This is a genomic window from Streptococcus sp. F0441, assembly GCF_000314775.2.
In the GTDB taxonomy this organism is placed as follows: Bacteria; Bacillota; Bacilli; order Lactobacillales; family Streptococcaceae; genus Streptococcus.
This window is the reverse complement of record NZ_KB373321.1, coordinates 1,429,265-1,448,686: the sequence shown is the minus strand read 5'-3', so window position 1 is coordinate 1,448,686 and position 19,422 is coordinate 1,429,265. Positions and strand designations below refer to the sequence as shown.

The 19,422-nt window shown below is 41.3% G+C and carries 18 protein-coding genes; all 18 read left to right on the top strand.

What is annotated here, in order from left to right; translation table 11 throughout:
• Positions 1-59 precede the first annotated feature (59 nt).
• Positions 60-2,018: a peptide ABC transporter substrate-binding protein gene (locus HMPREF9188_RS06970; RefSeq protein ID WP_000748547.1), complete on the top strand. Its 1,959-nt coding sequence runs from the start codon at positions 60-62 to the stop codon at positions 2,016-2,018.
• Positions 2,019-2,163: 145 nt separating this feature from the next.
• Positions 2,164-3,258: a cystathionine gamma-synthase gene (locus HMPREF9188_RS06965; protein WP_009730382.1), complete on the top strand. Its 1,095-nt coding sequence runs from the start codon at positions 2,164-2,166 to the stop codon at positions 3,256-3,258.
• A gap of 7 nt (positions 3,259-3,265) precedes the next feature.
• On the top strand, positions 3,266-4,432 hold the full coding sequence (locus HMPREF9188_RS06960; protein ID WP_009730381.1) for a MalY/PatB family protein: 1,167 nt from the start codon (positions 3,266-3,268) through the stop codon (positions 4,430-4,432).
• Positions 4,433-4,524: 92 nt separating this feature from the next.
• Positions 4,525-7,620: a DEAD/DEAH box helicase gene (locus HMPREF9188_RS06955; RefSeq protein ID WP_009730380.1), complete on the top strand. Its 3,096-nt coding sequence runs from the start codon at positions 4,525-4,527 to the stop codon at positions 7,618-7,620.
• A 47-nt stretch (positions 7,621-7,667) separates the two neighbouring features.
• Positions 7,668-8,279 carry a hypothetical protein gene (locus HMPREF9188_RS06950; RefSeq protein WP_009730379.1) on the top strand — a complete coding sequence of 204 codons (612 nt, stop codon included), beginning with the start codon at positions 7,668-7,670 and terminating at the stop codon, positions 8,277-8,279.
• 11 nt (positions 8,280-8,290) lie between these two features.
• Complete coding sequence (murC, locus tag HMPREF9188_RS06945; protein ID WP_000048097.1) at positions 8,291-9,625, top strand: UDP-N-acetylmuramate--L-alanine ligase; 1,335 nt, start codon at positions 8,291-8,293, stop codon at positions 9,623-9,625.
• A gap of 9 nt (positions 9,626-9,634) precedes the next feature.
• Positions 9,635-10,102 carry a GNAT family N-acetyltransferase gene (locus tag HMPREF9188_RS06940; RefSeq protein WP_000405305.1) on the top strand — a complete coding sequence of 156 codons (468 nt, stop codon included), beginning with the start codon at positions 9,635-9,637 and terminating at the stop codon, positions 10,100-10,102.
• Entirely contained in the window at positions 10,099-10,602 is a 504-nt protein-coding gene (locus HMPREF9188_RS06935; RefSeq protein ID WP_000702411.1) for a GNAT family N-acetyltransferase, read from the top strand. Before HMPREF9188_RS06940 ends, HMPREF9188_RS06935 begins: the two co-directional genes overlap by 4 nt.
• A gap of 74 nt (positions 10,603-10,676) precedes the next feature.
• Complete coding sequence (mltG, locus tag HMPREF9188_RS06930) at positions 10,677-12,428, top strand: endolytic transglycosylase MltG (protein WP_009730378.1); 1,752 nt, start codon at positions 10,677-10,679, stop codon at positions 12,426-12,428.
• Positions 12,429-12,489: 61 nt separating this feature from the next.
• On the top strand, positions 12,490-12,972 hold the full coding sequence (gene greA, locus HMPREF9188_RS06925) for a transcription elongation factor GreA (RefSeq protein WP_000818770.1): 483 nt from the start codon (positions 12,490-12,492) through the stop codon (positions 12,970-12,972).
• A gap of 76 nt (positions 12,973-13,048) precedes the next feature.
• Positions 13,049-14,413: an amino acid permease gene (locus tag HMPREF9188_RS06920; protein ID WP_009730377.1), complete on the top strand. Its 1,365-nt coding sequence runs from the start codon at positions 13,049-13,051 to the stop codon at positions 14,411-14,413.
• Between the two features lie 100 nt (positions 14,414-14,513).
• On the top strand, positions 14,514-14,924 hold the full coding sequence (locus HMPREF9188_RS06915) for a GNAT family N-acetyltransferase (protein ID WP_009730376.1): 411 nt from the start codon (positions 14,514-14,516) through the stop codon (positions 14,922-14,924).
• 59 nt (positions 14,925-14,983) lie between these two features.
• Positions 14,984-15,580, top strand: a complete 597-nt coding sequence (locus HMPREF9188_RS06910; protein ID WP_000351391.1) for an HAD family hydrolase — start codon at positions 14,984-14,986, stop codon at positions 15,578-15,580.
• Positions 15,581-15,726: 146 nt separating this feature from the next.
• Positions 15,727-15,936, top strand: coding sequence for a helix-turn-helix transcriptional regulator (locus HMPREF9188_RS06905; RefSeq protein ID WP_001107502.1), 210 nt, complete (start codon positions 15,727-15,729; stop codon positions 15,934-15,936).
• A complete protein-coding gene (locus HMPREF9188_RS06900) occupies positions 15,926-16,399 on the top strand; it encodes a DUF6773 family protein (protein WP_000797306.1) in 474 nt (157 codons plus the stop codon). The genes HMPREF9188_RS06905 and HMPREF9188_RS06900 overlap by 11 nt, the downstream gene beginning before the upstream one ends.
• Positions 16,389-16,877, top strand: a complete 489-nt coding sequence (locus HMPREF9188_RS06895) for a DUF6773 family protein (RefSeq protein ID WP_000797154.1) — start codon at positions 16,389-16,391, stop codon at positions 16,875-16,877. The genes HMPREF9188_RS06900 and HMPREF9188_RS06895 overlap by 11 nt, the downstream gene beginning before the upstream one ends.
• Positions 16,878-16,994: 117 nt before the next feature.
• On the top strand, positions 16,995-18,449 hold the full coding sequence (locus HMPREF9188_RS06890; RefSeq protein ID WP_009730375.1) for a nicotinate phosphoribosyltransferase: 1,455 nt from the start codon (positions 16,995-16,997) through the stop codon (positions 18,447-18,449).
• Between the two features lie 2 nt (positions 18,450-18,451).
• Complete coding sequence (nadE, locus tag HMPREF9188_RS06885) at positions 18,452-19,276, top strand: ammonia-dependent NAD(+) synthetase (protein WP_009730374.1); 825 nt, start codon at positions 18,452-18,454, stop codon at positions 19,274-19,276.
• The last annotated feature ends 146 nt before the right edge of the window (positions 19,277-19,422 follow it).

Here is a 19,422-nt window from a genome sequence, read left to right as displayed (position 1 = left end):
GACTAAATAAAACCAAAGCTGTATAATAAGACAAATCTTTAAAACAGGAGGTTCTGGAAATGAAAAAGTCTAAGGCCAAGTATCTGACACTTGCAAGTGTCGTGTTAAGCGCAGGTATCTTACTGAGCGCATGTGGAAACTCAAGTAGTTCTTCTAAAACATATAACTATGTTTATTCGAGCGATCCATCTAGTTTGAACTATCTTGCAGAAAACCGTGCAACAACCAACGACATCGTTACTAATTTGGTAGATGGATTGATGGAAAATGACCAATACGGTAACTATGTTCCATCGTTGGCAGAGGATTGGACTGTTTCTCAGGACGGTTTGACCTATACTTACAAATTGCGTAAGGATGCAAAATGGTATACCTATGAGGGTGAAGAATACGCCCCTGTAACGGCGCAAGATTTTGTCACTGGGTTGAAATATGCTGCTGATAAAAAATCCGAAGCCTTGTACCTGGTTCAAGACTCTGTAGCAGGTTTGGATGACTATATCAACGGGAAAACAACTGACTTTTCAACTGTCGGTGTTAAGGCGATTGACGACCAAACAGTTCAGTACACTTTGACACGTCCAGAACCTTATTGGAACTCTAAAACAACTTCAACCATTCTCTTCCCTGTCAATGCAGACTTCCTGAAATCAAAAGGGGATGATTTTGGTAAGGTAGATCCTTCTAGTATTTTGTACAGTGGACCTTTCTTGATGAAATCTTTTGTTTCAAAATCTGTTATCGAATACAAGAAAAATCCAAATTACTGGGATGCTAAAAATGTCTTTGTGGATGATGTAAAATTGACTTACTATGATGGTAGTGACCAAGATGCCCTAGCTCGTAACTTCGTAGAAGGAGTATACAGCTACGCGCGTCTCTACCCAAATAGCTCAAGCTTTGAAGGAATTAAAGAGAAGAACAAGGATAACATCATCTATAGTATGCAAAACGCAACTTCTTATTACTTGAACTTCAACTTGGACAGAAAATCTTATAACTTCACTTCTAAATCCTCAGATATCGAAAAGAAATCAACCCAAGAAGCAGTTCTGAATAAAAACTTCCGTCAAGCCTTCAACTATGCTTATAACCGTACAGCCTATGGAGCACAATCTCAAGGGGAAGAAGGAGCAACAAAGATTATTCGTAACTTGGTTGTACCTCCAACATTTGTAAGTATCAACGGAAAAGACTTTGGTGATGTTGTTTCAGAAAAGATGGTCAACTATGGCCAAGAATGGCAAGGAATCAACTTTGCAGACGCGCAAGACCCATACTACAATCCTGACAAGGCTAAAGCTAAATTTGCAGAAGCTAAGAAAGAATTGGAAGCTAAGGGTGTACAATTCCCAATCCACTTGGATGTATCTGTAGACCAATCAGCTAAAAAAGGTGTACTTGAAACGAGCTCTTTGAAACAATCCATCGAATCTGTTCTCGGAGCTGAGAATGTGGTTATCGATATCCAACAATTATCAACAGATGACTACGATAATTCTAGCTACCTCGCTCAAACGGCAGCTCAAAAAGACTTTGATATCTATAATGGCGGTTGGAGTGCTGACTACTTGGATCCATCAAGCTATCTTGATATCTTAAATGTCAATAACGGTGGTATGTTGCAAAACCTTGGTTTAGAACCAGGTGAGGTTAATGACAAGGCTAAGGCAGTTGGTCTGGATACTTACACTCAAATGTTGGAAGAAGCGAACAAGGAGCAAGACCCAGCAAAACGTTATGAAAAATATGCTGAAATTCAAGCTTGGCTCGTTGATAGCGCCCTTGCAATTCCAAACGTTTCCCAAGGTGGAACACCTAGCTTGAGAAAGACAGTTCCATTCTCAGCGCCATTCTCACAAGCTGGAAATAAGGGTGTCGAATCATACAAGTACCTCAAGTTGCAAGATAAGACTGTAACGACTGATGAGTATGAAAAAGCTAAAGAAAAATGGTTGAAAGAAAAAGAAGAATCAAATAAAAAAGCCCAAGAAGAACTGGCAAAACACGTTAAATAGCGAGTCTACTCAACAGGAAAAACGATAGTTTCTCAAGGAACTATCGTTTTTATATAGTTTGAAACTATAACTAGCTCTTGAAAACAAGAAAATAAGTTAGTGAAAATAAGTGGTACAATAGTTACTATAGATTTGGAGGCATTGTATGAGCAAAGAACTACACATCAACACAATTTTAGCCCAGGCAGGGATCAAGTCAGATAAGGCAACAGGTGCCTTGGTGACGCCACTTCATTTTTCAACAACTTATCAGCATCCAGAGTTTGGCCAGTCTACTGGATTTGACTATACCCGTACTAAAAATCCAACTCGCAGTAAGGCGGAGGAGGTCTTGGCGACTATTGAGTCAGCAGACCATGCCCTAGCGACGAGTTCAGGTATGGCTGCGATTGTACTGGCCTTTAGTGTTTTTCCAGTAGGAAGTAAAGTCTTGGCTGTGCGCGATCTGTATGGAGGTTCTTTCCGTTGGTTCAACCAAGTCGAGCAGGAAGGCCGGTTCCATTTTACCTATGCCAATACAGAAGAAGAATTGATTGCTGAGTTAGAAAAGGATGTGGATGTTCTCTATATCGAAACGCCAACCAATCCCTTGATGTTGGAATTTGATATTGCAAAACTAGCCAAACTAGCTCATGCCAAGGGTGCCAAGGTAGTGGTGGACAATACCTTCTACAGCCCGATTTACCAACGCCCAATTGAAGATGGTGCGGATATTGTTCTCCATTCAGCCACCAAGTACTTAGCAGGGCACAATGATGTCTTAGCTGGGGTGGTTGTGACTAATAGTTTAGAACTATATGAACAACTTTTCTATAATCTCAATACGACAGGTGCGGTCTTATCACCGTTTGATAGTTATCAGTTGATTCGTGGTCTTAAAACCTTGTCTCTGCGTATGGAGCGCTCAACAGCTAATGCCCAAGAAGTGGTTGCCTTTTTGAAGGATTCTCCAGCAGTCAAGGAAGTTCTCTATACTGGTCGTGGGGGCATGATTTCCTTTAAAGTGGCTGATGAGAGTCGAATTCCTCAGATTTTAAATAACTTGAAGGTTTTCTCTTTTGCTGAGAGTTTGGGTGGCGTGGAAAGCCTTATCACCTATCCAACAACGCAAACCCATGCGGATATACCAGTAGAAGTGCGCCATTCCTATGGATTGACAGATGATCTTTTGCGTTTGTCTATTGGGATTGAGGATGCCAGAGATTTGATTGCGGACTTACGTCAAGCATTAGAAGGATAAGACAAAGATGGGAAAATATGATTTTACAAGCCTGCCCAACCGTTTAGGGCACCATACCTATAAATGGAAAGAAACAGAAACGGATAGTGAAGTCCTTCCAGCTTGGATAGCGGATATGGACTTTGTGGTTTTGCCTGAAATCCGCCAAGCCGTGCAAACTTACGCGGACCAACTGGTTTATGGCTATACCTATGCCAGTGAAGAGTTAATTCATGAAGTTCAAAAGTGGGAAGCCAGCCAACACGGCTACCACTTTGACAAAGAAGCTCTTGTCTTTATTGAGGGGGTTGTGCCAGCAATTTCGATAGCTATTCAAGCCTTTACAAAAGAAGGCGAAGCGATTCTGATTAATACACCGGTCTATCCACCTTTTGCTCGCAGTGTCAAGTTGAATAATCGTAGATTGATTACAAATTCTTTGGTGGAAAAGGATGGTCTGTTTGAGATTGACTTTGACCAATTGGAGAAGGATTTAGTAGAAGAGGATGTCAAACTCTATATCCTATGCAATCCTCACAATCCTGGTGGACGTGTGTGGGAAAAGGAAGTGTTGGAAAAGATCGGAAATCTCTGCCAAAAACACGGTGTTTTGTTGGTTTCGGATGAGATTCACCAAGATTTGGCCCTCTTTGGTCACAAACACCAGTCTTTTAATACCGTAAATCCAGACTTCAAAAACTTTGCTCTTGTTTTGAGCAGTGCTACCAAGACTTTTAATATTGCTGGGACGAAAAATTCCTATGCAGTTATTGAAAATCCAAAGCTTCGAGTTGCCTTCCAAAAACGCCAGTTGGCCAATAACCAGCATGAAATCTCAGGATTGGGGTATTTGGCGACAGAAGCTGCCTACCGTTATGGCAAGGACTGGTTAGGAGAACTAAAAGAAGTTATCGAGGACCACATTAACTATGTAGTGGATGTTTTGGGCAACGAAACCAAGATTAAGGTCATGAAACCGCAAGGTACCTACTTGATCTGGCTTGATTTTTCGGCCTATGATCTAACGGATGACCGCTTGCAAGAGCTTTTGAGAAATGAAGCCAAGGTTATCTTGAACCGAGGTTTGGACTTTGGGGAGGAGGGAGCTCTTCATGCCCGCCTCAATGTAGCTATGCCGAAGTCAGTACTAGAAGAGGTTTGCCAACGCATCGTGACCACTTTTGCTACACTTTAAAAATCCAGCCTTCTAGGAGAAAAGTCTTTCTAGAAGGCTATTTTCATAGGGGAAAATGTGGTATAATGAAAAGATAAGATAAAGGGGTAACTATGGCTAAATTGATTCCGGGAAAGTTGCGCATGGAGGGGGTTACACTCTATGAAACAGGCAACATTGAGATTATTAAGGAAAAAGGGAATCGCCTCTATACTCGTGTGGCGGGAGAAGACTTACGCTACAGTTTAGAGGATGATCTTGTTTTTTGTGCTTGTGATTTTTTCCAAAAAAGAGGTTACTGTGTTCACCTAGCGGCGCTCGAGCATTATCTGAAGAACGACGAAGAAGGCCAGGTGATTCTACAAGCCTTAGAAAAAGGACATGAAGAGCAAGAAGAGGTCGAAACCAAGGTTAGTTTTGGTGGTAGTTTTTTGGAGCGTATCCAACCTCAGAAGCGAGAGAAAATCTACACTTTGTCGGCTCAAGGTCAGGTAGAAGCTGGAACCAATCGCCTCCTTTGGACTCTCCGAATCGGTTTAGTTGATAGTCAAAAATATTATGTCATTCGTGACATCCCTCTCTTTTTGAAGGTCTTAGTCCATCGAAAACCATATATGATTGGGAAGCACTACGAGAATGGCTTGTCTTGGGATGCTTTTGATACAGCTAGTCAAGAAGTTCTTACTTTTTTATGTGGCTTGATTGAGGAGGGACTGAGTCAAGATCTCTTTTTCCCCAATCAAGGTCGTCACCTCTTTTTCCCTCTGACATTTTTTGAGCAGGGAGTGGAGTTGCTGATGAACTTGGAGGATTTTCATTTTGAACATCAGATCGATAGTTATGAAAATCTTCTATTTCACGATTTAGATCCCGATGCGGAACTGTTCTCTTTTTCCGTGCAGGAGTATCCCGATTATTTTGAGATGGAGATTTCTGAGACTGAGCGGGTTAACGTATTCTATGGGGGAGCGGTTCTCTTTCGTAAGGGGAATGTTTATTTCTTGACCCCTAATCAGATAACTCTTTTGAAGGAACTCAAGGAGCTCCCTCGGGAGGAAAGAGGGAGAAAATGCCTCCAGTTTGACAACAGTGATCGTGACCGCCTAGCCGCCTGTCTGCCTTTGTTTGGACAACTGGGCACGGTTTCTGCTCCCGAGCGTCTGCAAATCAGACCCTTTTCACCAATCTTTTACTTTGATAGGGAGGATGACGGCCGTATCCGTTTGGATATCCAGTTTGACTATGGAGATGTTAAGGTGACTAGTCATCAACAGCTGGAACAATTACCTTTTTCAAGCGATGCTGTCTTGGAAAACCAGCTATTTCAAGTCTGTTTAGGGGCTGGTTTTGAGGCTGATTTTCAGTCTTGGAGACAGGCTTTGAAGCCAGAGGCAGTTTATTCTTTCTTTCACCATACGATTCCAGCTTTTGAGAAATTGGGTCAGGTTTTCTTGTCTGATGATATGAATCAGCTCTACAGCGTCCAAGCTCCTCAGGTTCAGATTGAGTCCAAGGGAGGACTGTTGGAAATCCAATTTGATTTCCAAGGGATTGCCCAAGAAGAGATTGATCAAGCTCTTAAAGCCCTGACCAGCAATCAGGATTTCTATATCAGTTCTTCTGACCAAGTGTACTTTTTTGATGAGGAAACCAAGCAGATTCGTCAAAATTTGCAGGAACTGGGAGTTGAGCTAAAAGATGGTTCCTTTCAAGCGCGAAAATCTCTGGCTTACAGTCTGTCTCAGTTGTTTGAAGGTCGAGACAGGATTTCCTTCTCGGAAGAATTTCAGCATTTAGCTCATGATTTGACCCACCCAGAGGACTTTCCTTTGGGAGATATACGGGTGCAGGCGAGTTTGAGAGACTACCAGGAAAAGGGTGTTCGTTGGCTCCAGATGCTTCATCACTATGGTTTTGGTGGCATCCTGGCAGATGATATGGGACTGGGAAAAACACTGCAAACCATCGCTTTTTTGACCAGTCAGGTGACAGAAGATAGTCGAGTCTTGATTTTGGCGCCGTCAGGTTTGATATACAATTGGGCAGATGAATTCAGGAAATTTGCCCCACAGTTGGATTTGGCTGTCGTTCATGGTTTGAAAGCGAATCGAGAAGCAATTCTTTCTGAAAATCACCAGATCTATGTGACTAGCTATGCAACCTTTCGTCAAGACAGCGAGCTTTATCAAGAGATGGCTTTTGATTTTCTCTTCTTAGATGAAGCCCAGGTCATGAAAAATGCTCAGACTAAGATTGCTCAGAGTTTGCGCCAGTTTGTGGTGCCAGCAGTCTTTGCTTTGTCAGGTACGCCCATCGAAAATCATTTAGGAGAGTTATGGTCTATCTTTCAAATTGTGCTTCCAGGACTCTTACCAAGTAAAAAGGAGTTTATGAAATTACCGGCTGACCGAGTCGCGCAGTTTATCAAGCCTTTCGTCATGAGGCGTAAGAAAGAAGAAGTCCTAACAGAACTACCTGACCTGATCGAAGTCGTCTATAAAAATGAACTGGAAGACCAACAGAAGGCTATCTATCTCGCCCAGTTGCAACAGATACGAGACCGCCTAGCGCAAGTGACAGATCAAGAATTCCAGAGAAGTCGGGTAGAAATATTATCTGGCCTCATGCGTTTACGCCAGATCTGCGATACGCCAGCTCTCTTTATGGACGATTACCAAGGAGCCAGTGGTAAATTGGATAGTCTCCGAGATTTATTGCTACAAGTGGCAGATGGTGGGCATCGGGTCTTGATTTTCTCTCAATTTAAAGGAATGTTGGAAAAAATCGAGCAAGAGCTCCCAAATTTGGGCTTGACTTCCTTCAAAATTACGGGCTCAACTCCTGCTCAAGACCGACAAGAGATGACCAAAATATTTAATCAAGGGGAAAGGGATATCTTTCTCATCTCCCTTAAGGCAGGTGGTGTCGGTCTCAATCTGACAGGAGCTGACACCGTCATCCTAGTGGACCTCTGGTGGAATCCTGCTGTCGAGGCTCAGGCTATCGGACGAGCTCACCGAATGGGACAGGAACGGAAGGTAGAAGTTTATCGTTTGATTACTAGAGGAACCATTGAAGAAAAGATTCAAGAACTCCAAGAACAGAAGAGACACCTAGTTTCCCAAGTTTTAGATGGGACGGAATCGCGTGCGAGTCTTAGTCTGGCAGAAATTCGAGAAATTTTAGGGATTTCTGAAGCCAGCACTTGAAAAATCAAGACAATACGCTATAATGAAGTGTTGAAAGGAAATACAAAATGAAACAAGATCGATTTCCATTGGTGTCAGATGATGAGATCATGCTGACCAAAATGCCAGTCATGGACTTGTACGATGAGTCAGACTTTATTAGCAATATCAAGGGTGATTACCGCGATAAAAACTATTTGGAATGGTCTCCTATCAATGAGGAACAGGCTGTAACTCCTTCGGTAGCTAGCAAGGAGTCAAAACCAGGCCCAGAATCTAAAAAAATTGAAAAAACGTATGCTGAATTGGCTAGAGAAGAGGCGCGTGCGGACTTGAAGAAGAAACGCTCAGCCAAGTATTTGACTCAGGATGTTAGTCATACCAGACGACACAATGGTTCAACACTTGTTCGTCAAGGAAACCAACCAACAGCACCATTTCAAAAGGAAAATCCAGGTGAGTTTGCCAAGTTTAGTAAAAACTTGAGCCAGTCCCACTATATTCTAGCCGAGGAAGCTGGCCAGGTAGTGACTCCAACTCCGAAATCTCAAACGGAAAAGGCTAAAAAGAACAACTATGATTTTCTAAAGAAGAGTCAAATATATAATAAAAAGAATAAGCAAACGGAACAGGAACGTCAGGTTGCCCAAGAGTTGAATCTGACAAGAATTACTGAGTAAGGGAGAAAAACATGTCAAAAACATATCATTTTATTGGAATCAAGGGATCAGGGATGAGTGCCTTGGCCTTGATGTTGCACCAAATGGGACACAAGGTTCAAGGTTCAGACGTTGAAAAATACTACTTTACTCAACGTGGACTAGAGCAGGCAGGGATTACGATTCTTCCTTTTGATGAAAAGAACCTGCAAGGGGATCTTGAAATTATTGCTGGAAATGCCTTTCGTCCAGATAATAACGTTGAAATCGCCTATGCCGACAAAAATGGTATCAGCTACAAACGTTACCATGAATTCCTAGGCAGCTTTATGCGTGACTTTGTCAGCATGGGGGTTGCAGGAGCGCATGGTAAGACATCAACGACTGGGATGCTGTCTCATGTTTTGTCTCACATCACAGACACTAGCTTCTTGATTGGGGATGGAACGGGTCGAGGTTCTGAAAATGCGAAGTATTTTGTTTTTGAATCTGACGAATATGAGCGTCATTTCATGCCTTACCACCCAGAATACTCTATTATCACCAATATTGACTTTGACCATCCAGACTACTTTACTAGTCTAGAGGATGTTTTCAATGCCTTTAATGACTATGCTAAACAAATTACCAAAGGTTTATTCGTCTACGGTGAGGATGCTGAGTTGCGTAAGATTACAGCCAATGCTCCAATCTATTACTATGGCTTTGATGCTGAGGGAAATGACTTTGTAGCTAGCGACCTTCTACGTTCTACGACTGGTTCGACCTTCACAGTTCATTTCCGCGGACAAGAGTTGGGTCAATTCCACATTCCAACCTTTGGTCGTCACAATATTATGAATGCGACAGCCGTTATTGGTTTACTTTATACAGCAGGATTTGACTTGAACTTGGTACGTGAACACTTAAAAACATTTGCTGGTGTCAAGCGTCGTTTCACTGAAAAGGTTGTCAATGGCACCATTATTATTGATGATTTCGCCCACCATCCAACGGAAATCATTGCGACCTTAGATGCGGCTCGTCAGAAATACCCAAGCAAGGAAATTGTTGCAATCTTCCAACCACACACTTTTACTAGAACAATTGCCCTATTGGACGACTTTGCTAAAGCTTTGAGCCAGGCAGATGCTGTTTACTTGGCGAAAATCTATGGATCAGCCCGTGAGGTGGACCATGGTGACGTCAAGGTAGAAGACCTAGCAGATAAAATTAAGAAGAAAAGCCAAGTCATCACAGTTGAAAATGTATCACCACTCCTTGAGCATGATAATGCAGTCTATGTCTTTATGGGAGCAGGAGACATCCAAACCTATGAGTACTCATTTGAACGTCTTTTGTCTAATTTGACAAGTAACGTCCAATAAGAAAAAAGAATGGAAATTCCAATCACCATAGGACGGGCTACATTATCGGATCTAAAAGAAATTGTAGCAATTGAAGAATCTTGTTTATCCTCAGAAGAAATAGTGAGCTACGAGTTTTTAGAAGAGAGTATCCGTAAGATTGCGGATACCTTTCTTGTAGCTAGAGATGAAAACCAGCTCGTAGGCTATGTTTTAGGAGAGTCTCAGTCTCTCCATCCCACATGGATAGAAATAAGATCATTAGCTATTCATCCTGACCATCGCGGGCAAGGCTTGGGGACCCTTCTTCTTGCTAACTTGAAACAAGTGGCGGTGGAAGGAGGGTATGAGTATCTTCGCTTGACTTGTCCTGATGACTTGCTCTCTTATTTTGAGATGAATGACTTTGCTACGGGAGAATTGCTAGAGGCTCCGTACGCAAGATTTTCGGGATGGAATCTGATTTGGGTCAATCCTTTTTATCAGGAGGAAGTATGAAAATCAGACAAGCAAGATTTTCGGATTTAGATCAAATTTTAGAGATAGAGCTGGAGAATTTCTCCCTTGAAGAAGCGATTCCTCGTTTGGTCTTTGAGGCGCACTTACGTGAAATTCAGACCAGTTTTCTCGTAGCTGAAAAGGAGGGACGTATACTTGGGTATATTGAAGGTCCAGTCGTCCCACATCGTCATCTACAAGATCAGTCCTTTACAGAAGAGATAAAAGACTATAGCCATCGACCTGGAGGCTATATCTCTGTGACCTGTCTCTCCATAGCTAAGGAGGCACAAGCCTTGGGCGTGGGGAAAAGATTGTTAAGGGCTCTGAAAGAAGTCGCTTTAGAACATGAACGAGAAGGTATCAACTTGACCTGCCATGACTATCTCATCCCTTATTATGAAAAACATGGATTTGTGAATGAAGGGGTATCCCAGTCAAGCTTTGCGGGTGAAAGTTGGTATGATATGGTTTGGCATCCGGAAAATAAAGAAAACTAGCTAGGGAATGGCCTAGTTGGTTGCTTTTCTGCGACTTTTAAGATATAATATTATGGATTGTCAACAAGGAGGTAATGCTTTTGACTGAAAAATCAAGAGAAGAAGAAAAATTAAGCTTTAAAGATCAGATTCTACGTGATTTAGAGAGAGTAAAAGAACAAGATAGAAGAGAGAAAGAAGTAGACATTCCAAATCTGACAGCTTCATCATCTCAAGCTAGTTCAGTAACTCCTGTAAATCCTGAATCGGATGCTTCAACAGAAGAGTTGATGGCTGATTCCCTATCTGTTGTCGATAAAATTCTAAAGAATGCGCCGAGTGTTCCTCCACTTTCGAGTGCTGAAGCTGATAAAACGGATGAAAAAGAAGAGAAAGAGATTAGACAGCCTGTCATTGACAAGATTGAAGTTGTAGAATCTGAAGAACCTCTAGTAGAACCGATTCATCCAGCTGAAGAACCTGTAGTGGAGTCCGTTCAACCTAAGGTGGAACCAGTTGAACTTGAACCTGAAGAAAAAGAATTTAACGATACTCCGACCAAGATAGATGTGACTTATAAGACAGAAGAGGCCAATACATCAGTTGCTTCTTCTGAGAATAAAGCTGAAGCGCTAGCTTCAACTGGATCCTCAGACAGATTAACGGAGGAATCACGTCGTAACCGTCGCCGTAAAGGTAAAAAGCCAACCAAGAAAAAGAAAAAATCAAAAGCCAAAGGTTTCCTAGTAACCTTTTTAGTTCTCTTGGTACTTGTGGCTGCTGGTGGATACTTTGGGTACGGTTATGTTCAAGACTCTTTGAAACCTGTTGATGCGAGCTCTAAGGAGTATATGACAGTTCAAATTCCAGAAGGATCAAATGTGCAACAAATTGGGAGCACTTTGGAAAAATCTGGTTTGGTCAAACATGGACTTATCTTTAGTATTTATGCTAAGTATAAGGGTTCAGACTTGAAGTCAGGTTATTACAATTTGAAGAAAAGCATGAGTACGGATGACTTAATTCAAGAATTGCAAAAAGGTGGAACTCCTGAACCTCAAGAACCAGTGCTTGCGAACTTAACTATTCCGGAAGGTTATACCTTAGAGCAAATTGCTCAGACAGTAGGTCAACTCCAAGGTGATTTTAAAGAACCTCTTACAGCGGATGCTTTCCTGGCAAAAGCTCAAGATGAAACCTTCATCTCCCAACTAGTAGCCAAGTATCCAAACCTTCTTGGAAGTCTTCCAACAAAAGACAGTGGTGTTCGTTATCGCCTTGAAGGTTACCTTTTCCCAGCAACCTATACTATCAAAGACAGCACCACAGTTGAAAGCTTGATTGATGATATGTTAGCAGCTATGGACAAGGCCATGTCACCGTACTACACTACGATAAAAGAAAAGAATCTGACAGTTAATGAATTGCTCAGTATTGCTTCTCTTGTCGAAAAAGAAGGTGCTAAGACCGAAGATCGTAAATTGATTGCGGGAGTCTTCTATAACCGCTTGAATCTTGGTATGCCACTTCAAAGCAACATTGCTATCTTGTATGCTGAAGGAAAACTTGGCCAAAAGATTAGCTTGGCTGATGATACTGCAATTGATACTACGATTGATTCACCTTATAATGTTTATACACATCTTGGCCTCATGCCCGGACCAGTTGATAGTCCAAGCCTCGATGCGATTGAAGCAAGTGTAAATCAGACAAAGAGTGAGTACTTATACTTTGTAGCTAATGTTGAAGACGGTAAAGTATACTTTGCAACGACAAAAGAAGAGCATGACCAAAACGTTGCAGAACATATCAATAGTAAATTAACACAATCAAGTAGTTCAAACTAAAATTATGTGGTTTTCCACATAATTTTGTTTTAAAAAAGTAATAGAAAAGAAAGTTGAAAAAATGGCAGAAAAAACTTACCCAATGACCCTTGAAGAAAAGAAAAAGTTAGAAAAAGAATTAGAAGAATTGAAACTCGTTCGTCGTCCTGAAGTAGTAGAGCGTATCAAAATTGCTCGTTCGTACGGGGATCTTTCAGAAAACAGCGAGTACGAAGCAGCTAAGGATGAACAAGCTTTTGTTGAAGGACAAATTTCAAGTCTAGAAACCAAAATTCGCTATGCTGAAATTGTTAATAGCGATGCAGTTGCCCAAGATGAGGTAGCTATCGGTAAGACAGTAACCATCCAAGAAATCGGTGAAGAGGAAGAGGAAGTTTACATCATCGTCGGTTCTGCAGGTGCGGATGCTTTCGCTGGGAAGGTATCAAATGAAAGTCCGATTGGACAAGCTTTGATCGGCAAAAAAACAGGCGATATTGTTACGATTGAGACACCTGTTGGTAGTTACGATGTCAAAATTTTAAAGGTTGAAAAAACAGCCTAAATAGAATGAAAACGGAGTAGTGGAGGTCTTGACTTGCTCAACTCCTTTTTGATTTTTTGAATAAATAGGAGACTATATGAGTTCAAATAAGAAAAAAAATAAAATGGAGCGTGGTTTAACCAATCGCCATGTTCAGGTGATGGCCATTGCGGGGACAATCGGAACAGGACTTTTCCTAGGTGCTGGTCGTTCTATCAGCCTTACTGGACCTTCTATCATCCTGATTTACATGATTACAGGAGCCTTTATGTTTTTGATGATGAGGGCTGTTGGGGAGATGCTATATCAGGATCCAGAACAACATACTTTTATCAACTTTATCACCCGTCATTTGGGGAAAGGCTGGGGGTATTTCTCTGTTTGGTCTTATTGGTTGTCTGTTGTATTTATCGGTATGGCAGAAATCACTGCGATTTCGCATTATGTTCAGTTTTGGTTTCCTTCTTGGCCTAGTTGGTTGATTCAGATTGTTTTTTTAACGATTTTGGCCTTGGTCAATCTGATTGCGGTTAAGCTCTTTGGAGAAGTCGAGTTTTGGTTTGCTATGGTTAAGATTGTGGCTATTTTAGCTATGATTGCAACAGGAGTCTTTATGGTCTTAACAGGATTTGAAACACCATATGGTGCTGCAAGTCTAGCAAATATCAGCAATCAATTCTCTCTTTTCCCAAATGGAGTCATGAACTTTGTCATGGCCTTTCAAATGGTATTTTTTGCCTATCTGATGATTGAATTTATCGGAGTGACAACCTCTGAAACGAAGAATCCTCGTCAGGTTTTGCCAAAAGCAGTTAAGGAAATTCCTCTCCGAATTGTGTTCTTCTATGGTGGTGCTCTATTAGCCATTATGTCTATTATTCCTTGGCGAGAACTTGTTTCTTCAGATTCACCATTTGTAACGGTTTTTGAGTTAGCAGGTATCAAGTGGGCGGCAGCTCTGATTAACTTCGTTGTTTTGACGTCGGCAGCATCTGCTCTTAACTCAACCCTTTACTCAACAGGTCGTCATTTGTACCAGATTGCCCATGATTCGCCAAATCGCTTCCTCAAAGCAATTAAGGCAGATACTCTCTCTCGCCATAATGTTCCACAAAATGCTATTATTGCTTCAGCAATCTTAATTGCTCTGGCTGCCTTTATCAATGTTTTGCCAGGTGTTTCCGATGCCTTTGCTTTGATTACGGCGTCTTCATCAGGTGTTTACATCGCGATTTATATCTTGATCATGGTGGCTCATCTCAAATACCGCAAGTCACAAGACTTCATGGCGGATGGCTACCTCATGCCCCATTACCGTTTTCTAAATCCTTTAACCATGCTCTTCTTTATCTTTGTCTTTGTAACCCTCTTTTTACAAGAATCTACTTTTATGGGAGCAATTGGTTCAGCTATCTGGATTATCGGTTTCGGAATTTATAGCCAGTGGAAATTTAGAAAATAACTCATGAACTCATCAACTCTGCTTGGTGAGTTTTTTTCTAGTTTGACAGTCTATTGAAATAAGATTATAATCAAGCTGTAACAGTTCGAAGGAGGTTTGGATGCACTTTAGATTGGAAAATAAGGAATCGCATAAAGCACAAGAAATAGGAAATCTGATTCGTTCTTATAATCGTTCCAAAAGAGAAGAGGCTGAAAGCGAGCCACTGAATCTTTATGTTGAAGACGAAAAGGGTAATCTCTTGGCAGGCTTAGTAGCAGAGACTTTCGGAAATTGGTTGGAAATCGAGTATTTGTTTGTGAAAGAGGAATTGCGAGAACAGGGAATCGGTTCAAAACTATTGCAACAGGCAGAAAGTGAAGCTAAGAATCGAAACTGTCGTTTTGCTTTTGTCAATACTTACCAGTTTCAGGCGCCAGATTTTTATAAAAGGCATGGCTACAAGGAAGTCTTTACCTTGCAAGACTATCCCTATACAGGACAAAGATACTATTACCAAAAGGATTTGTAAGCTAAATATGAAAGTATAAATCAAAGAGGAAATCTTCACATCGCTATGGAGGTGGGCTAATGGATATCATACTAGATATGGGCAACGTTTTATTAGAATGGAACAAAGATAAGATTTTGCAAGGTGTTTCGGATACGAAGGAAGAATATTTGATTTTAGATAAGGCCATTTTTCAGTCGGGACTTTGGGAAAGATTAGATCTTGGAACCATGACGAGAGAAGAGTTGGTGCTTAAAGTTGTGTCAATGATTGGCAGGACCTATCAAAAGAAGGTCGAAGAAGTTATCTGGAACTGGTCTAGCTACATTGACATTTATACGGAAGTTTTTCCTGTCTTGTCAGAACTAAAGAAAAAGGGGCATCGCATCTTTGTCTTGTCCAATACCTCAAAGGTATTTTATGACTTGCTGGAAGAGCAACTATCTCCCTTAAAAGAACTTTTAGATGGCTTTGTCTTATCCTGTGATATAAAAGCTATAAAGCCTGATTTGGTAATGTTTAAGGAGATTCTCGATAAATACCAGCTAGATCCTACAAATTGTGTCTTTCTAGACGATATTGAGGACAATACAAACGCAGCTCAGAAATTGGGCATCAAGGCCCATCAGGTCAAGAAAAGAAGTGATGTCGTTGATATTTTGAAATCCTATATTTAAAGGCAACGCTCTCTATTTTTTGTAGTAGAGAGTTTTTTTGTTAATAAAATCTCACAAAATGACATTTATATATTGCATTAAGTTAGATATATGGTATAATGTTTTTAAAAGAAGCGCAACTTTTAAAAATGTGAAGGAGGACGCTAGTGGCTAAAAATTTAAAATTAAAATTAGCTCGGGTGGAGCGTGATTTAACACAAGGGGATTTGGCAGAAGCTGTGGGCGTTACTAGGCAGACTATAGGCTTGATTGAAGCTGGGAAATACAATCCTAGTCTCTCCCTCTGCCAGTCCATTTGCAGATGCTTAGGAAAAACATTAGACCAACTATTTTGGGAGGAAGAAGATGAAAAATAGAAAAAAACTTGTGATCAAAGATGAACGTACGGAAAAATTGGATGGAAAGATTTCAGGAGAAATTCTTTTGGGAATGTGCCTATTTTTGGCACTGGAAATTTTTGCCAAAGTTTATATTTTTAATTTAACGCTTCTATCCTATTCACCAGAATTACTTTTATTGATTGGAGTAGGTTTGTATGCCATTATTCGCCGCATGTATGTAGGAATTGATATTCGAGATATTGTTGAGAATACTGGAAAAGAAAGAATTTTATCTGCTTTGGGATTTTCTATAGTGGTTTTATTGATTGATATCGTAGGCAATCGCGAGGAACTGGTCAGTCTATTGACTTGGAAGTACTCCCTAAAAGTGGTTCTAGCAGTTATCATCTATCTCGTTGGGAGTTATTCTATGGACCGAGTTATTCTATACTTGAATCGCAGAAATCAGCAAGTTTGGGAGGAAGAAGATGAAAAATAGATTTTTTTATTATCAATTATTAGACGAAAGAGAAGAACAACTGATGAATAAAGCGGGGGCTGAAAGTTTCTATATCTCTATAGCTTTCTTGATTTTATCTTATATGATTGCAGTATTAGCACCAAGTCTTTTTAATCCGAGAATGATTCTCATCATTATCATTATTGGAACTTCTTACTTTTTCGGCCGTTCTCGAGATTTGGGTGTGAACTACTATAGTCGTTTTCATTTTACAATTTTAGGGTGTTTGCTGGTAACTCTCGCTATTACGACTCTCTTGATGTTGGAGAATTATCAATTTAACATAGAAATTTATCAGCACAATCCTTTGAACGTTAAATACTTGTCTGCTTGGGTCATTACTTATCTGATTTACCTTCCTTGGGTTTTTATCGGCAATCTCGGCCTTAAAAGTTATGGCGAATGGGCTCAAAAAAAGTTTGAGCAAGATATGGATGAACTGGAGAATGGAGAATAGCTTGTTAGCTTTTTATCAATCTCGGTAAAATGTGTTATAATAGTACTAAATTTATCGGATGGTGTGAAAGTGGTAGAATACGTTCATACCTTTATAAAGAAGGAAGAAGGAAAACAGATGTATCCAGATGATAGTTTGACATTACACACGGACTTGTACCAGATCAACATGATGCAGGTTTACTTTGACCAAGGGATTCACAATAAAAAGGCGGTTTTTGAAGTTTATTTCCGCCAGCAACCTTTTCAGAACGGCTATGCGGTTTTTGCTGGTTTGGAAAGAATTGTGAACTATCTTAAAGACTTGCACTTTTCAGATAGCGATATTGCCTACTTGGAGTCGCTTGGCTATCACGGGGCATTCTTAGACTACCTCCGCAATCTCAAGTTGGAGTTGACGGTTCGTTCTGCCCAGGAAGGGGACTTGGTTTTTGCTAATGAGCCAATTGTGCAGGTGGAAGGCCCTCTAGCCCAATGTCAATTGGTTGAAACTGCTCTTTTAAACATCGTTAACTTTCAAACCTTGATAGCGACTAAGGCGGCACGTATTCGTTCGGTTATTGAAGATGAACCCTTGATGGAGTTTGGGACACGTCGTGCGCAAGAAATGGATGCAGCTATCTGGGGAACACGCGCAGCCGTGATTGGTGGCGCCGATGGAACCAGCAACGTGCGTGCTGGTAAACTCTTTGATATTCCTGTCTTGGGGACTCATGCCCATGCCTTGGTACAAGTTTATGGAAACGACTATGAAGCGTTCAAGGCTTATGCGGCGACCCATCGTGACTGTGTCTTTCTAGTAGATACTTATGACACGTTGCGAATCGGTGTGCCAGCTGCCATTCAGGTGGCGCGTGAGCTGGGTGATCAGATTAACTTTATGGGTGTGCGGATCGACTCTGGGGACATTGCCTACATTTCCAAGAAAGTCCGTCAGCAACTGGACGAGGCTGGCTTTACAGAGGCTAAGATCTATGCTTCTAATGATTTGGATGAAAATACTATTCTCAACCTCAAGATGCAAAAGGCCAAGATTGATGTCTGGGGTGTGGGAACCAAGCTGATTACAGCCTATGATCAGCCAGCTCTTGGGGCAGTTTATAAGATTGTAGCTATCGAAGATGAGAATGGTCGTATGCGCAATACCATCAAACTGTCTAATAATGCTGAAAAAGTATCAACGCCAGGTAAGAAACAGGTGTGGCGCATTACCAGTCGTGAAAAAGGCAAGTCAGAAGGCGACTACATCACCTATGATGGTGTGGATGTGAGCGGTATGACTGAAATCAAGATGTTCCATCCGACTTATACATACATCAAGAAGACCGTTCGTAATTTTGATGCCGTTCCTCTCTTAGTGGATATCTTTAAAGAAGGAAAATTGGTTTACGATTTGCCTAGTTTGACCGAGATTCAGTCCTATGCTCGCAAAGAATTTGACAAGCTTTGGGATGAGTATAAACGGGTACTCAATCCACAGCACTATCCAGTAGATTTGGCGCATGATATTTGGCAAGATAAGATGGACTTGATTGACAAGATGCGCAAAGAAGCCCTTGGTGAAGGAGAATAAGAATGAGTTTGCAAGAGACCATTATCCAGCAACTGGGTGTCAAGCCAGTGATTGACGCTCAGGAAGAAATCCGTCGTTCGATTGATTTCTTAAAGAGATACTTGAAAAAACACCCCTTCCTTAAAACTTTTGTACTAGGGATTTCTGGAGGACAAGACTCAACCTTAGCAGGGCGCTTGGCGCAATTAGCTATGGAAGAAATGCGAGCAGAGACAGGAGATGACAGTTACCAATTTATCGCTGCCCGCCTGCCCTATGGCGTGCAAGCTGATGAAGCGGATGCTCAAAAAGCCCTCGCTTTCATCCAACCAGATGTCAGCTTGGTTGTGAATATAAAAGACTCTGTTGATGCCATGGCCTTAGCAGTAGAAGCTACAGGCAGTCCAATGACGGATTTTAATAAAGGAAATATCAAGGCTCGTAGCCGTATGATTGCTCAATATGCGCTTGCTGGAGCCCATAGCGGAGCTGTTATTGGGACTGATCATGCAGCTGAAAATATCACAGGTTTCTTTACCAAGTTTGGTGATGGTGGTGCGGATATTTTACCCCTTTTCCGTCTCAATAAACGTCAAGGAAAACAACTCTTGAAAGAGCTTGGTGCAGATCCAGCCCTTTATGAAAAAATCCCAACAGCAGATTTGGAAGAAGAAAAACCAGGTATTGCAGACGAAATCGCACTTGGAGTCACTTACAATGAAATTGATGATTACCTAGAAGGCAAAACAATCAGCCCAGAAGCCCAAGCGACTATTGAAAACTGGTGGCACAAAGGCCAACATAAACGCCACCTACCCATCACCGTATTTGATGACTTTTGGGAGTGAAAACCTCCAGTGGAGGTTTTCAGCCCGAGTCTAGAAACGGGAAAACGAGGAACCTCTAGTGGAGGTTTTTACCCTGAGCCTAGAAATGAGAAAGCGAAGAAGGTCCGGGGGACCTTTTTAGCTTGAGCCTTAAGCTTAGAAAGCGA